The organism is Acidovorax sp. 94 (assembly GCF_003634645.1).
GTDB classification, from domain to species: Bacteria; Pseudomonadota; Gammaproteobacteria; order Burkholderiales; family Burkholderiaceae_C; genus Acidovorax; species Acidovorax facilis.
This window is the reverse complement of record NZ_RBJA01000001.1, coordinates 3886727-3899463: the sequence shown is the minus strand read 5'-3', so window position 1 is coordinate 3899463 and position 12737 is coordinate 3886727. Positions and strand designations below refer to the sequence as shown.

Sequence of the window (12737 nt, the reverse complement as noted above, 5' to 3'; positions counted from 1 at the left end):
AGGCGCCTGCCTGCAGACAGATCCATGAGCCCCGTCTTCACCACCCCACCACCACCTACACACCACCGTTTCAAGGAGTTCACACCATGATGGGAATCGAATGGCTCCGGCCCGCAGCCTTCCTCGGGTCCATGCTGTACGCGCTGATTGGCGTGGTCATTTTCTGGCTGTGTTTTGTCATCGTGGACAAGATCACGCCCTACGACCTGTGGCGCGAGATCGTCGAGAAACAAAACAAGGCCCTGGCCATGGTGGTGGCGGCGATGTGCCTGGGGATCAGCATCATCGTGGCGGCGGCCATTCACTGACGCACCTTGCCTGAAACGGCGCGCGCGCCTGCGGCGCGCCGGTACCTGCCTTGCAATCCGACCTGACTTCTCCTGCCTCGCCGTCCGAGGCCCCGGGCGCCACCGCCGGCCCCCGCCCCATCGAAATCGCCCTGCTCATCAGCGTGTTCGTGGTGGCCGCCTGCGGCCTGCTGTACGAGCTGGCGGCGGGCGCGCTGGCGTCGTATGTGCTGGGCGACTCGGTGCTGCAGTTTTCCACCATCATCGGCACCTACCTGTTTGCCATGGGCGTGGGCTCGTGGCTGTCGCGGTACTTCGAGCGGCAACTGCCCGCGCACTTCTTGCGCATCGAATTGCTGGTGGCGCTGATTGGCGGAGCCTTGCCAGCCACGCTGTTCCTGGCCAATGCGTACACGCCTGGCGCTTTCCGGTTTCTGCTGTACGGCATGGTGTTGATGGTGGGCACGCTGGTGGGGCTGGAGATCCCCCTGGTCATGCGCATCTTGAAGCGTAACGTGGCGCTCAAGGACCTGGTCTCGCAGGTGCTCACGTTTGACTACCTGGGCGCGCTGGCGGTGTCGATGGCGTTTCCGCTGCTCCTGGTGCCGCACCTGGGGCTCATCCGCACGGGGCTGCTGTTTGGGGTGATGAATGCGGCCGTGGCGCTGTGGGCGGTGTGGCTGTTCCGGCACGAATTGCGGCGCCTGAAGGCGCACCTGGCGGCCTGCGTGATGGTGCTGGGCATCTTGCTGGCCGCGCTGGCGGGGGCCGAGCAGATCACCAGCGTGGCCGAAGACAAGTTCTACCAGGACCGCATCGTCTTCAGCACTGCGTCGCCCTACCAGCGCATCGTGGTCACGCAGGGGCGCGCGGGCCACCGGCTGTACCTCAATGGCAACCTGCAGTTTGCGCAGGCCGACGAGTACCGCTACCACGAGGCCCTGGTGCACCCCGCCATGGCCGCCCACGGCGCGCCCAAGAAGGTGGCGGTGCTGGGCGGCGGCGACGGCATGGCCGTGCGCGAGATCCTCAAGTACCCCTCGGTCGAGTCCGTGACGCTGGTGGAGCTGGACCCGGCCATGACGAAGATCTTCAGCGAGAACCCACGCCTCGCGCAGCTCAACGGCCACGCGCTGCAGAACCCCAAGGTGAAGATCGTCAACACCGATGCATTTGGCTGGCTGCAGGAAGGATCGGACGCGTTTGATGTCATCGTGGTGGACTTTCCCGACCCTACCAATTTCTCCATCGGAAAGCTCTACACCAACAGCTTTTACGCGCTGCTGGACAAGCGCCTGGCCGCCAGCGGCTACGCGGTGGTGCAGACCACCTCCCCGCTGGTGGCCCGCAAAAGCTACTGGACGGTGGCGCAGACCATCGAATCCAGCGGCCTGCAGACGGCGCCCTACCACGCGCATGTGCCCAGCTTTGGCGAATGGGGTTTCATCATCGCCAGCCGCAGGCCCTGGCGCCTGCCGGAGGCACTGCCAGCCGATTTGCGGTTCTTGGGTGCCGACACGCTGCCGCTGTTGTTCGACTTTCCGCTCGACATGGCGCGCGTGCCTGCCGAGGTGAACCGGCTGTCGAACCAGGCGCTGGTGCACACGTACGAACGCGAATGGGGAAAGCACTAGATGGGACACCCCCCTGAGCCGCTTCGCGTCTTCCCCCCAGGGGGACGCACCCGGTGGCCTGGCAGAGCCAGTTCCACGGGTGCGCTGGCATCGGAGCGTGCCGGTTGCGAGCGCTGCGCCCTTCAACGCTGAATCAGAGTCAGCCTCCCATGCAACGCCGCCACTTCCTTGCCACCGCTGCAGCCTCGGCCGCCACGGGCATGCTCCTGCCGGGTTGCGACAAGGCCCCTCGCGTCTTGGAAGGCGGCTTCACCGGCATCGACATGGCGCGTGGCCACCAGCTGCGCAACCTGCTCAAGACCGGCACCTTGCCCGCCCCCAGCGTAGTCCGCCGTGCCCAGGTCATCATCGCGGGCGGTGGCGTGGCGGGGCTCGCTGCGGCGCGGTCGCTGCGGCTGGCGGGGGTGGAGGACTTTGCGCTGCTGGAGCTGGAAGACGGTGCTGGCGGCAACAGCCGGGGCGGGGCCGTGAGCGGCATTGCCTGCCCGCTGGGCGCGCACTACCTGCCCGTGCCCGGCGACGATGCGCGCGAGGTGCAGGATCTGCTGGAAGAGCTGGGCCTGCGCCGCCGCGTGGCTGGCCGCTGGCAGTACGACGAACGCCACCTGTGCCACAGCCCGCAGGAGCGCCTGTTTTTTGACGGCGAGTGGCAAGAAGGCCTGCTGCCCGTGCACGGTGTGGGCGAAGCCACGCTGGCCCAATACCGCCGCTTTGCACAGGCGGTGGAGCGAGAGGCGAAGGCCGCGCGGTTTGCCATGCCTGCGCTCAAGCTGTTGGGGCCAAAAAAGCCTCTAGCGCCCGCCCATCAAGCGCTGGATGCCATGACTTTCAGTGCTTGGCTGGCGCAAGAGGGCCTGGATGACGAGCACCTGCTCTGGTACCTGAACTACTGCTGCCGCGACGACTACGGCGCGGGCGTGGCGCGCGTGTCGGCCTGGGCGGGCATCCACTACTTTGCCAGCCGCCACGGTTTTCACGCGCCGGGCGAGGCGGTGGATGAGGCGCGCGAAAGCGTGCTCACCTGGCCTGAAGGCAACGGCTGGATCACCCAGCGCCTGGCCGAGCCGCTTGCCAACACTGTGAATGGGGGCGGCCAGCTGCGCACCGCCACCAGCGTGCTGCGCATTGCCGAAACCCGCCACGGCGTGGAGGTGGACGCCTTCAACCATGCCACTGACAGCGTGGAGCGCTGGCAGGCGCCGCGCTGCGTCGTGGCGCTGCCCGTGTTCGTGGCGGCGCGGGTGGTGCACAACCCGCCCGCTTTTTTGACCGGCGCTGCGCAGCGCCTGCAGTCGGCCCCCTGGCTGGTGGCCAACATCCACATCGACAGCCCGCTCACCGACCGCCCCGGCGCTGCCCCCGCGTGGGACAACGTGCTCTACGCCGACCCCACCGCCGGCGGCCTGGGCTACGTGAACGCCGGGCACCAGCGGCTGGACACAGGGGCCGCGCTGGCCGGGCCCACCGTGCTCACCTACTACCAGGCGCTGGGCGATGTGCAGGGCGGCCGCCAGCAGCTGGCCACCCAGCCCTGGCAACTATGGGCTGAGGCCGCGCTGGCCACCCTGGCCGTGCCCCACCCCGACCTGCGCCAGCGCGCCACACGCGTGGACATCACCCGCTACGGCCACGCCATGGCCATCCCGGTACCTGGCATGCAGGGCTTTTTAAGCCAAATTGGCCTCCAGCGCTTATCAGGTAAGCGCAAACAGCTATCAAATGGTGAGCAATCGCCCTGGATTCCCACCCCCACCACGGCGCGGCTCGCGTTTGCGCACAGCGACTGGTCGGGCTATTCGGTGTTTGAAGAGGCCTTCACGCGCGGGCACGGTGCCGGGCTGGTGGCGGCAGGCTGAACCCCGATGGCGGGCCCCGAGGTGCACATCGACGTGGCGCGGCAGCAGCTCCACCTGATGCTGGACGGGGCCATCCTGCGCACCTACCCGGTATCCACCGCCCTGAACGGCGTGGGCGAACACAACGGCAGCGGCTGCACTCCCCGCGGTCTGCACCGCGTGCGCGCAAAGGTGGGCGCGGGCTGTGCGCCTGGCACGGTTTTTGTGGGGCGGCGCACCACGGGCGAGTTGTATGCCCCCGAGCTGGCTGCAGCACACCCTGGCCGCGACTGGATCCTGAGCCGTATCCTCTGGCTCACCGGCTGTGAGCCTGGCGTGAACCGGGGCTGCGCGGTGGACACGCTGCGCCGCTACATCTACATCCACGGCTGCCCGGACGACTGCCCCATGGGCGTGCCGCGGTCGCACGGCTGCGTGCGCATGACCAACGCCGATGTGATCGACCTGTTTGACCGGGTGGCCGTGGGCACGCGGGTGTGCATCCACAGCATCCAGACCCCCGGGCTCATGGAGGGCGCAGCACCATGACGGACAAGGCCCACCCCGGCAGCCCGCCGCCTTCGCTCGACCGGCGCTTTCTCGTGTTCCTGGGCCCCTTGGTGCTCACCAACATCCTGCAGGCGCTCACCGGCACGGTGAACCACATCTACGTGGGGCGGCTGCTGGGTGCGGGCTCGCTGGCGGCGGTGGCCTCGTTCATGCCGCTGTTCCTGCTGCTCAGTGCCTTCATCTTTGGGCTGGGCAATGGGTCGTCCATCCTGGTGGGCCAGGCCTTTGGCGCGCGCAACCACGCGCGGCTGCATGCCGTGGCGGGCACCACGCTGTGCGCCGGGGTGCTGCTGGGCCTGGTGCTGGCCGCCCTGGGGCTGTTGGCCGTGCGGCCTCTGATGCTGCTGCTGGGCACGCCGGCCGACGTGCTGCCCCAGGCGGTGGCCTATGCGCGGGGGATGATGGTGCTGTTCCCTGTGCTGTTCACCTCCATGCTCACGGCGGCGCTGCTGCGTGGCACGGGCGACACCGTCACGCCGCTGCGCGCGCTGGTGGTGTCGCTGTCGGTCACGCTGGTGTGCGCGCCGCTGTTCATCCGGGGCGTGCCTGCCCTCGGGCTGCCTGCGCTGGGCATCCTGGGTGGCGTGGCCGCGCTGCTGCTGGCCACGCTGTGCTCGCTGGGCTACACGGCCTGGCACCTGCGGCGCCGCGCCCATGTGCTGGCCCCCACGCGGGCACTGCTGGCGCAGGTGCGGCTGGACGCGGCCTTGCTGCGCACCCTGGTGCGGCTGGGTGTGCCCACGGGCCTGTTCTTCATCACCGGCTCGCTGGCCGACCTGGGCCTGCTCAGCCTGGTCAACGCGCATGGCTCGGCAGCCACGGCGGCGTGGGGGGCCGCCAGCCAGGTGATGTCGTATGTGCTGTTCCCGGCGATGGCCGTGGCCATTGCGTCGTCGGTGTTTGCGGCGCAGGCCATTGGTGCGGGCCACGGGCAGCAGCTGGCGGCCGTCACGCGCACCGGCATGCGCATGAACCTGCTCCTCACCGGCGGCCTGGCCCTGCTGATGTTTGGCGCAGCGCCCTGGGTAGTGGGCCTGTTTGTGGCCGACGCCCGCGTGATCGACATCGCCGCACGCGTGCTGCCCATCACGGTGTGGGGCGCGGTGTTTTTTGGATGGGCCAGCGTGTATTCCGGCGTGATGCGTGCCAGTGGCACGGTGCTGGCACCCACGCTCATTTCACTGGGGTGCCTGGCCTGCCTCATCGTGCCGCTGGGCTGGCTGCTGGGGCTCCAGTTTGGGCTGGTGGCCACCTGGGTGGCCTACCCTGCCACGTACCTGTGCGCCCTGGTGCTGCAGGGGCTGTATTTCCACGGGGTATGGCGGCGCCAGGCATTGCAGCGGCTGGTGTGATGCGCCAGAAATTTGCACCAAAAATGGCCCTGTCGCTTATCCATCAAGCGCAATAAGCTATGAAAATCATAGCGTTTGCGCGCAGCCCTGGCCTGCGTTTCAGCCGCGCCGCATGTCCAGCCACAGACCCGCACACAGCGCCACGCCCACCGCAAACAGCATCCAGGTCCGCGAAACCGCGTAGGGGTAGAACATGAGCGCCACGCCCCACCAGCGGGTGCGTGGCTGCTGCGCTCTTTTGCCGTGCCAGAAAGCCGCCATGCCGATCAGGCCAAACACGATGGCGCCCGCGATGTAGGCGGGGCTGGGCAGTTCCAGTCCGAGGGATTGCAATGCAGAAAGGGTGTCCATAGGGAATAGGTGCTGTCCAGCGTTGTGGGTGGGGAATGGTGGGGGAGCGCAAGGCGGGTGTGACTCTCGAACCTGGCAAAAGGTCCGTGTCCATCGGCTGTATGCCAGGGCATATCCTGGTGCCTGCCTTTCATGGTGGCGTCACAAGGGCGCGGCATCGTGCGGGTTTTGGCTTTATTCCCCATGAACATGTCCCGACTCTCCTTCATCGCCGCCAGTGCAGCCCTGCTGTGCGCCGCCTCTTCTGCAGCCCTGGCCCAGCAGGCCTACCCCGCCACGCTGACCGGCCACGCGGTGCTGCCCGCCCTGACGATGATTGCCGCGCCCAAGGATGCGCCACACGACCTGCAGGTGGCGGGCAAGTTCACCACGCCCCGCCGGGTGGACGCCGTGGGCAGCGTGATGGGCCAGTCGGGCGGCCGCGACACCGGCGTATCGCTGCCGTTCCAGGGCCAGCCCATCCAGGGCCACTCGGGCATCAAGCGCATGGCCGATGGATCGTTCTGGATCCTGACCGACAACGGTGCCGGTTCCAAGGCCAACTCGCCCGACTTCATGCTGCACCTGAGCCACTACACCGTGGACTTCAAAAGCGGCCAGTTCAATCGCCACAAGACCATCTTCCTGCACGACCCGGACAAGAAGATCCCGTTTCGCATCACGCACGAAGGCACCAGCAGCCGCTACCTGACCGGCGCCGACTTCGACCCCGAAAGCTTCCAGTTCGCCGGTGGCGCGCTGTGGATTGGCGATGAGTTCGGCCCCTTCCTCATCAAGGCCGACCTGAATGGCAAGGTGCTCGGCGTTTTCGAGACCCAGGTGGACGGCAAGACCGTGCGCTCGCCCGATGCGCCCGGCGTGCTCATGCCCGGCGCGCCTGATGCCAAGCCCACTGCGTTTGTGGTCAAGCGCTCCAAGGGCTACGAAGGCATGGCCGCCAGCAAGGATGGCAGCAAGCTCTACGCGCTGCTGGAAGGCGCGCTGTGGAACGACGATGCCAAGGCGTATGAAAACGTGGGCGGTAAGCAGTACCTGCGCGTGCTGGAGTTCGACGTGACGACCGAGCAATGGACCGGCCGCCACTGGAAGTACGTGCTGGAGGCCAACCACCACGCGATTGGCGACTTCAACATGATCGACGCCAGCATGGGCCTCATCATCGAGCGCGACAACGGCGAAGGCACGGCCGACAAGGCCTGCCCCGAAGGCCAGAAGCGCACGGATTGCTTCCACGACCTGGCCAAGTTCAAGCGCGTCTACAAGGTGGAGATGAGCGACGCCAACGTGGGCGGCGAGATCCGCAAGGTGGGCTACATCGACCTCATGAACATCCAGGACCCGCAGCGCCTGGCCAAGAAGCCGCTGAACAACGGTGTGTTGACCTTCCCGTTCTTCACCATCGAGAACGTGGACATCGTGGACAGCACGCACATCGTGGTGGGCAACGACAACAACCTTCCCTTCAGCAGCAGCCGCGACCCCAACAAGGCGGATGACAACGAGCTGGTGCTGCTGGAAGTGGGCGGGCTACTGCAAGCCAAGTAACCCGGCGCCAGCGCGCGGTGGGGGCCGGGTGGCAAAATTCCCGGTTCCCGTTCCAACGTACCCGGAAGCCGCGCCACCATGTTCACAGGCATCGTCCAAGCCACGGCAGGCATTGCCGCCATCCACGACCGCGCAGGGCTGCGCACGTTCACGCTCGATTTCCCCGAGGGCTTCTGCCAGGACCTGGCCATTGGCGCCAGCGTGGCCACCGATGGCGTGTGCCTCACGGTCACCGAGATCCTGTCGCCCACGCAGGCCAACTTCGACGTGATGCTGCAGAGCCTGAACATCACCACGCTGGGCAGCTACGCGCAGGGCGACCGCGTGAACGTGGAGCGCGCGGCCAAGGACGGTGCCGAGATTGGCGGCCATCCGCTGTCGGGCCATGTGGACTTCACCGGCACGCTCATCGAGCGGCGCGAGTTTGACAACAACCTGGTGTGGCGCGTGGCCGTGCCCGAGGCGTTTCGCCGCTACATCTTTGCCAAGGGCTACATTGCCATCCACGGCGCCAGCCTGACGGTGGCCGAGGTGAACCGGCAGGAGGGCTGGTTCGAGATCTGGATGATTCCCGAAACGCGCCGCGCCACGGTGTTTGAAGCCAAGAAGGTGGGCGACCGCCTGAATATCGAGATCGAGCGCAGCACCCAGGTGGTGGTGGACACCGTGCGCGAGGCGGTGCAGGAAAGCCTGGGCCGCCTGCAACCGGTGCTGGAGGCGTTGTTGAAAGAAAAGGGCCTGTCGCTCGACGACTTTGTGCAGGCGCCCGTGCTGCCGCACTGATTGAACCAAGCTCACTCATGTCCGTGGTGGTGCGCCCGCTGGCGCTGAGCGATCTGGCCGACCTGCTGGCCGTGCAGCTGGCCTGCTATGGCGTGGGGTTTGTGGAAAGTGGCGAGGTGTTTGCCCGCCGCCTCGCCAGCCCTGCCAATTGCTCGCTGGTGCTGGAGCGCGGCGGCTCGGTGTGCGCCTACCTGGCGGCCTACCGCAGCGTGCGCGGCAAGGTCACCCCGCTGCACGGCCACTTTGAAGCCGCTGCCCCCGCCGATACGCTGTACCTGCACGACATGGCCGTGCTGCCTGCCCATGCGGGGCAAGGCATGGCCCACGCTTTGCTGCAGCCCCTGTGGGCGCAGGCCCGCGCAGAAGGGCTGCGGCACAGCGCGCTGGTCTCGGTGCAGGGCTCGCAGGCCTACTGGCAGCGGCAGGGCTACGCGCTGCACCCCTTGCCGGACGCCGCCCAGCAGGCCCGCCTGGCCAGCTACGGCGAAGGCGCTGTGTACATGGCGCGCACGCTGTAGGCTTGGCGTCACCGCCCCTCGTCATAATGCGCGCCATGCCCCACCGCTGGAAACCCAACGTCACCGTGGCCGCCCTCATTGAGCGCGATGGCCGCTTTCTGCTGGTCGAGGAAGAAACCACCGACGGCCTCAAGCTCAACAACCCCGCCGGCCACCTGGACCCGGGCGAATCGCCCATCCAGGCCTGCGCCCGCGAGGTGCTGGAAGAAACCGCGCACGACTTCGAGCCCACGGCGCTGATCGGCGTGTACCTCAACCGCTTCACCAAGACGCGCACGGGCGACGACATCACCTACATGCGCTTTGCGTTTGCGGGCTCGCTGGGCACGCACCACGACTGGCGCACGCTCGACACCGGCATCGTGCGCACGCTGTGGCTCACGGCCGATGAGATCCGCGCCTGCCCCGAGCGCCATCGCAGCCCCCTGCTGCTGCGCTGCCTGGAGGACTACCTGGCGGGCCAGCGGTTTCCGCTGACGCTGGTGCACACCGACATTTCGGTGACCGAACCTTCTGCGCAATAGCGCCGAGGCACCACGCAAAAAAGTTTTTTGGACTGCATGTAACCCGCAGCGTGCGGGGGACGAATTACCAGGCAGAGAGCGCGGCACGGTGCAGCGCGATCTAACCACCTGATTACTCATCCCTTAACGCCTACGGAGTTACCCGCCATGCTGTCCACGAACACCAAGACCACTGCATCTTTCGCCCTGTCTGCCGCGCTGCTGGCACTGGCATCCAGCAGCTTTGCAGCCGACGCGCCCAAGGGCTCCAAAGGCGCCGCCATCGGCGCCAACGACAAGGTGCACTGCTACAACGTGCACGACTGCAAGGGCAATAGCGACTGCTCCACGGCCGAGCACAGCTGCAAGGGCCAGAACGCTTGCAAGGGCCACGGCTTCAAGGCCAAGACCGCGGCCCAGTGCCTGATGGAGAAGGGCACCATCGGCGACATCAAGGGATAAGGCAACAAGCCCCCCTGAGGCGCTGCGCGCCATCCCCCCAGGGGGACACCGCCAGCGCGGCGGGGCGGCCCTTGCGCGGCGGTGCTGGCATCAGGGCGTGCCAGTCTTGGCGATCATGCCCAGTGCCCGCACTTTGATACCTTGATTTCGCCATGGCACATGACCTCATCGCTACGCGCGGCACCGGCTTTGGCCTGGGGCTGCGCACGCAGCACTACGCCGATTTCCTCGCGCGCAAGCAGCCGCTCGACTGGCTGGAAATCATCACCGACAACTACCTCATCGACGGTGGAAAACCTCTGGCGGTGATCGATGCCATCCGGCGCGACTACCCCGTGGCCATGCATGGCGTGGCGATGTCCATCGGTGCGTCGCAGGGCGTGGATGTGCCGTATCTGCAACGCGTGAAGGCGCTGGCTGACCGTATCGAGCCGCTGTGGGTGTCCGACCACCTGTGCTGGACGGGCCCTGGCCCCGAGCAGTTGCACGACCTGTACCCGCTGCCCTACACCGACGAATCTGCACGGCATGTCATCGCGCAAATCCGTCGCGCACAGGATGTGCTGGGACGCAGGCTGGTGCTGGAGAACGTGTCGAGCTATATCCGCTACCGGCATGACAGCGCGAGCGAGTGGCAGTTTCTGGCCCACATCGCGCAAGAGGCAGACTGCCTGCTGCTCGTGGATGTGAACAACATCTACGTGAGCAGCGTGAACCATGGATTCGACCCACTGACCTATCTGCATGCCCTGCCCGCGCACCGGGTGCAGCAAATTCACCTGGCTGGGCACAGCGACAACGGCGACCACATCATCGACACGCACGACCACCCGGTGGCGCAGCCGGTGTGGGACCTGTACGCACAGGCCTGCCAGCGTTTTGGCGCTGTGGCCGCGATGATCGAGCGCGACGACCACATCCCGCCGCTGGCCGAGCTGCTGGATGAAATGGCCATCGCCCGGCGCGTTGCCGCGGAGCATGGGGCCCCACCCGAGCCTGTCGCGATCACCTCCATCACCCTGGCCCCCACGGCAGACCTGACTGGGTTGGCTGCGGTGCAGCGCCACTTTGCCGACCGCGTGCTGGCGAATGCGCTGCCGCCCGAAATGCCCGAAGACCTCATCACAGGTCGCCTGCCCATCTACCACCATGCCTACCGCGCTCGGCTGGCCGAGGTGCTGGCCGACACCTATGCCAAGACTTACCTCTACATGGGGTCAGACACCTTCGAGGCCCATGCGCGCGACTACGCCGTGGTCCATCCGCCGCGCACGCGCAGCCTGAACCGCTATGGCGAAGGCCTGGTGGGCACGCTGCGCGCGGCGTACCCCGACAACCCCGAGCTGCATGAACTGGCCCAGCTCGACTGGGATCTGCGCACCCGCTTTGACAGTGCCGATGTGCCGACCTTGGAGACTGCGGCTGCTCAGGCGTCGGACACCTGGACCACCCGCCCTGGTGTACTGCACCCCAGCGCCTTGCTGCGCGCGATCACGACGAACGTTGTGGGGGTGTGGAACGCCATCCATACCGACGACGACGTGCCCGAGGCCGTGGCCCTGCCTGCACCGGCCACGCTGCTGGTCTGGCGCAAAGGCCACCAGCCGCACTTTCGCACGCTCGACGCGGCCGAGGCCGCCTGGGTGCAAGCGCTGCACGCCGGTGCCTCGGTGCACGACGCCTGCGCGGCGCTGCTGGGCAGCGGCCTGTGGCAAGGCGACCCCACCGTGCTCGGCGGCTGGCTTGCGCAGTTGCTGGATGATGGGCTGGTGCGAGCGGATGGGCCAGTTGAAGGCGATGTTCCAACGTACTGATGGCTTGCCCACATGCCCGCATGCGCACGAGGTCGGGGATATGTTTCGTCCATTCCGCACGGATGGGGAGTGGGCACTATTGATCCACGGAGATCTTGTGGGTCTTCACGATGTTCTTGTAAAAACCGATGCGCTGCTGAATCTCCTTGCGAAACTCTGCGGGCTTCACGGTATCAGGCAGCATAGCGCCGCGGTCATTCCATGCCCTTTGTGTTTGCGGATCACGCAACACGGTACGCATCGCTTCGTAGAGCTGCGCAACGATGGATTCCGGCGTTTTTGCAGGTGCGGCAAGACCTGTCCAGGAAGTCAGGTTCAGCTCCGGCAACTTCAGCTCGTCGAAGGTCGGGACATCCGGCAGCTGGGGAGCGCGGATTGGCGATGCCACCGCCAGAGCGCGCAGGCGACCGTTCTGAGCCATGCTGAGGTTGGAGGACAGGTTGTTCCAGGTCATGTGCACCTGGCCCGCCTGCAGGTCGGTCAGCGCGGGGCCAGCGCCCCTGTAGGGGATGTGGGTGATGGACAGCCCCAGCTTGGCCTTGAGCAGCTCCATGCTCAGGTACGCCAGCGAGCCATTGCCCGAGGAGGCGTAGTTCAGCTTGCCCGGGTTCTCCTTCACGTATTTCACGAACTCGGCGAAGTTCTTCACGGGCAGGCCGGGGGTGATCAAGAGCACATTGGCCAGGCGATCAATCAGCGTGATGGGGGCAAAGTCATTGACCGCGTCGTAGGGCAGGCTGGGCGACAGGGCGGGGTTGATCACATGCGTGGTCTGCGAGGTGACGATCAGCGTGTAGCCATCGGGCTGGGCCTTGGCCACCTGTGTGGTGCCGATGGTGCCGCCAGCGCCCCCTTTGTTTTCCACAATCACGGGCTGCCCCAGCACTCGGCCCAGCCTGTCGGCTATCGCCCGGCCGGAGTTGTCTACGGCGCCTCCGGGCGGAAACGGCACCACCAGCGTGATCGGACGTGTGGGATAGCGGTCGGGCGCCTGGGCCAGTGCCGGCAGGGCAATGGCGCTCGTCACGGCGCTGGTCGATGCGATAAAACGGCGGCGGTTCATGGGGGTGGGCATGGTGGCTC

The 12737-nt window shown here is 66.7% G+C and carries 13 protein-coding genes; 11 read left to right on the top strand and 2 right to left on the bottom strand.

Annotated features, from left to right (window positions below):
- Nucleotides 1–86 precede the first annotated feature (86 nt).
- The 5 genes from C8C94_RS17935 (at nucleotide 87) to C8C94_RS17915 (ending at nucleotide 5678) form a co-directional block, all read left to right on the top strand.
- A complete protein-coding gene (locus tag C8C94_RS17935) occupies nucleotides 87–308 on the top strand; it encodes a DUF350 domain-containing protein (RefSeq protein WP_055398038.1) in 222 nt (73 codons plus the stop codon).
- A gap of 50 nt (nucleotides 309–358) precedes the next feature.
- A complete protein-coding gene (locus tag C8C94_RS17930; RefSeq protein ID WP_199731284.1) occupies nucleotides 359–1921 on the top strand; it encodes a polyamine aminopropyltransferase in 1563 nt (520 codons plus the stop codon).
- 149 nt (nucleotides 1922–2070) lie between these two features.
- Entirely contained in the window at nucleotides 2071–3777 is a 1707-nt protein-coding gene (locus tag C8C94_RS17925) for an NAD(P)-binding protein (protein WP_121421669.1), read from the top strand.
- Between the two features lie 6 nt (nucleotides 3778–3783).
- Nucleotides 3784–4305, top strand: a complete 522-nt coding sequence (locus C8C94_RS17920; protein WP_121421668.1) for a L,D-transpeptidase — start codon at nucleotides 3784–3786, stop codon at nucleotides 4303–4305.
- Entirely contained in the window at nucleotides 4302–5678 is a 1377-nt protein-coding gene (locus C8C94_RS17915) for an MATE family efflux transporter (protein WP_121421667.1), read from the top strand. The genes C8C94_RS17920 and C8C94_RS17915 overlap by 4 nt, the downstream gene beginning before the upstream one ends.
- A gap of 99 nt (nucleotides 5679–5777) precedes the next feature.
- On the opposite strand, the gene C8C94_RS17910 is transcribed toward C8C94_RS17915, so the two are convergent.
- Nucleotides 5778–6029 (bottom strand): hypothetical protein, encoded by a 252-nt coding sequence (locus tag C8C94_RS17910; protein ID WP_121421666.1) that lies wholly within the window; start codon nucleotides 6027–6029, stop codon nucleotides 5778–5780.
- A gap of 189 nt (nucleotides 6030–6218) precedes the next feature.
- Between C8C94_RS17910 and C8C94_RS17905 the strand changes: the two genes are divergently transcribed.
- The 6 genes from C8C94_RS17905 to C8C94_RS26075 all read left to right on the top strand — a co-directional run bounded on the left by C8C94_RS17905 (nucleotide 6219) and on the right by C8C94_RS26075 (nucleotide 11654).
- On the top strand, nucleotides 6219–7574 hold the full coding sequence (locus C8C94_RS17905) for an esterase-like activity of phytase family protein (RefSeq protein WP_121422952.1): 1356 nt from the start codon (nucleotides 6219–6221) through the stop codon (nucleotides 7572–7574).
- A gap of 78 nt (nucleotides 7575–7652) precedes the next feature.
- Nucleotides 7653–8357, top strand: coding sequence for a riboflavin synthase subunit alpha (locus C8C94_RS17900; protein ID WP_121421665.1), 705 nt, complete (start codon nucleotides 7653–7655; stop codon nucleotides 8355–8357).
- 17 nt (nucleotides 8358–8374) lie between these two features.
- On the top strand, nucleotides 8375–8875 hold the full coding sequence (locus tag C8C94_RS17895) for a GNAT family N-acetyltransferase (protein WP_121421664.1): 501 nt from the start codon (nucleotides 8375–8377) through the stop codon (nucleotides 8873–8875).
- Between the two features lie 35 nt (nucleotides 8876–8910).
- Nucleotides 8911–9399: an NUDIX hydrolase gene (locus tag C8C94_RS17890; protein ID WP_121422951.1), complete on the top strand. Its 489-nt coding sequence runs from the start codon at nucleotides 8911–8913 to the stop codon at nucleotides 9397–9399.
- A gap of 147 nt (nucleotides 9400–9546) precedes the next feature.
- Complete coding sequence (locus C8C94_RS17885; RefSeq protein ID WP_121421663.1) at nucleotides 9547–9840, top strand: hypothetical protein; 294 nt, start codon at nucleotides 9547–9549, stop codon at nucleotides 9838–9840.
- 152 nt (nucleotides 9841–9992) lie between these two features.
- Nucleotides 9993–11654, top strand: a complete 1662-nt coding sequence (locus C8C94_RS26075) for a DUF692 family multinuclear iron-containing protein (RefSeq protein WP_121421662.1) — start codon at nucleotides 9993–9995, stop codon at nucleotides 11652–11654.
- A 76-nt stretch (nucleotides 11655–11730) separates the two neighbouring features.
- Here the strand turns inward: C8C94_RS26075 and C8C94_RS17875 are convergent, their stop codons facing one another.
- Nucleotides 11731–12729, bottom strand: a complete 999-nt coding sequence (locus tag C8C94_RS17875; protein WP_121421661.1) for a tripartite tricarboxylate transporter substrate binding protein — start codon at nucleotides 12727–12729, stop codon at nucleotides 11731–11733.
- Nucleotides 12730–12737 lie beyond the last annotated feature (8 nt).

Excerpts from the sequence above, each read along its gene's own strand:
- C8C94_RS26075 (WP_121421662.1), top strand. The coding sequence starts at position 9,993 with ATGGCACATGACCTCATCGCTACGCGCGGCACCGGCTTTGGCCTGGGG.
- C8C94_RS17925 (WP_121421669.1), top strand. The coding sequence starts at position 2,071 with ATGCAACGCCGCCACTTCCTTGCCACCGCTGCAGCCTCGGCCGCCACG.
- C8C94_RS17890 (WP_121422951.1), top strand. The coding sequence starts at position 8,911 with ATGCCCCACCGCTGGAAACCCAACGTCACCGTGGCCGCCCTCATTGAG.
- C8C94_RS17895 (WP_121421664.1), top strand. The coding sequence starts at position 8,375 with ATGTCCGTGGTGGTGCGCCCGCTGGCGCTGAGCGATCTGGCCGACCTG.
- C8C94_RS17885 (WP_121421663.1), top strand. The coding sequence starts at position 9,547 with ATGCTGTCCACGAACACCAAGACCACTGCATCTTTCGCCCTGTCTGCC.
- C8C94_RS17915 (WP_121421667.1), top strand. The coding sequence starts at position 4,302 with ATGACGGACAAGGCCCACCCCGGCAGCCCGCCGCCTTCGCTCGACCGG.
- C8C94_RS17935 (WP_055398038.1), top strand. The coding sequence starts at position 87 with ATGATGGGAATCGAATGGCTCCGGCCCGCAGCCTTCCTCGGGTCCATG.
- C8C94_RS17875 (WP_121421661.1), bottom strand. The coding sequence starts at position 12,729 with ATGCCCACCCCCATGAACCGCCGCCGTTTTATCGCATCGACCAGCGCC.
- C8C94_RS17920 (WP_121421668.1), top strand. The coding sequence starts at position 3,784 with ATGGCGGGCCCCGAGGTGCACATCGACGTGGCGCGGCAGCAGCTCCAC.
- C8C94_RS17910 (WP_121421666.1), bottom strand. The coding sequence starts at position 6,029 with ATGGACACCCTTTCTGCATTGCAATCCCTCGGACTGGAACTGCCCAGC.
- C8C94_RS17900 (WP_121421665.1), top strand. The coding sequence starts at position 7,653 with ATGTTCACAGGCATCGTCCAAGCCACGGCAGGCATTGCCGCCATCCAC.
- C8C94_RS17905 (WP_121422952.1), top strand. The coding sequence starts at position 6,219 with ATGTCCCGACTCTCCTTCATCGCCGCCAGTGCAGCCCTGCTGTGCGCC.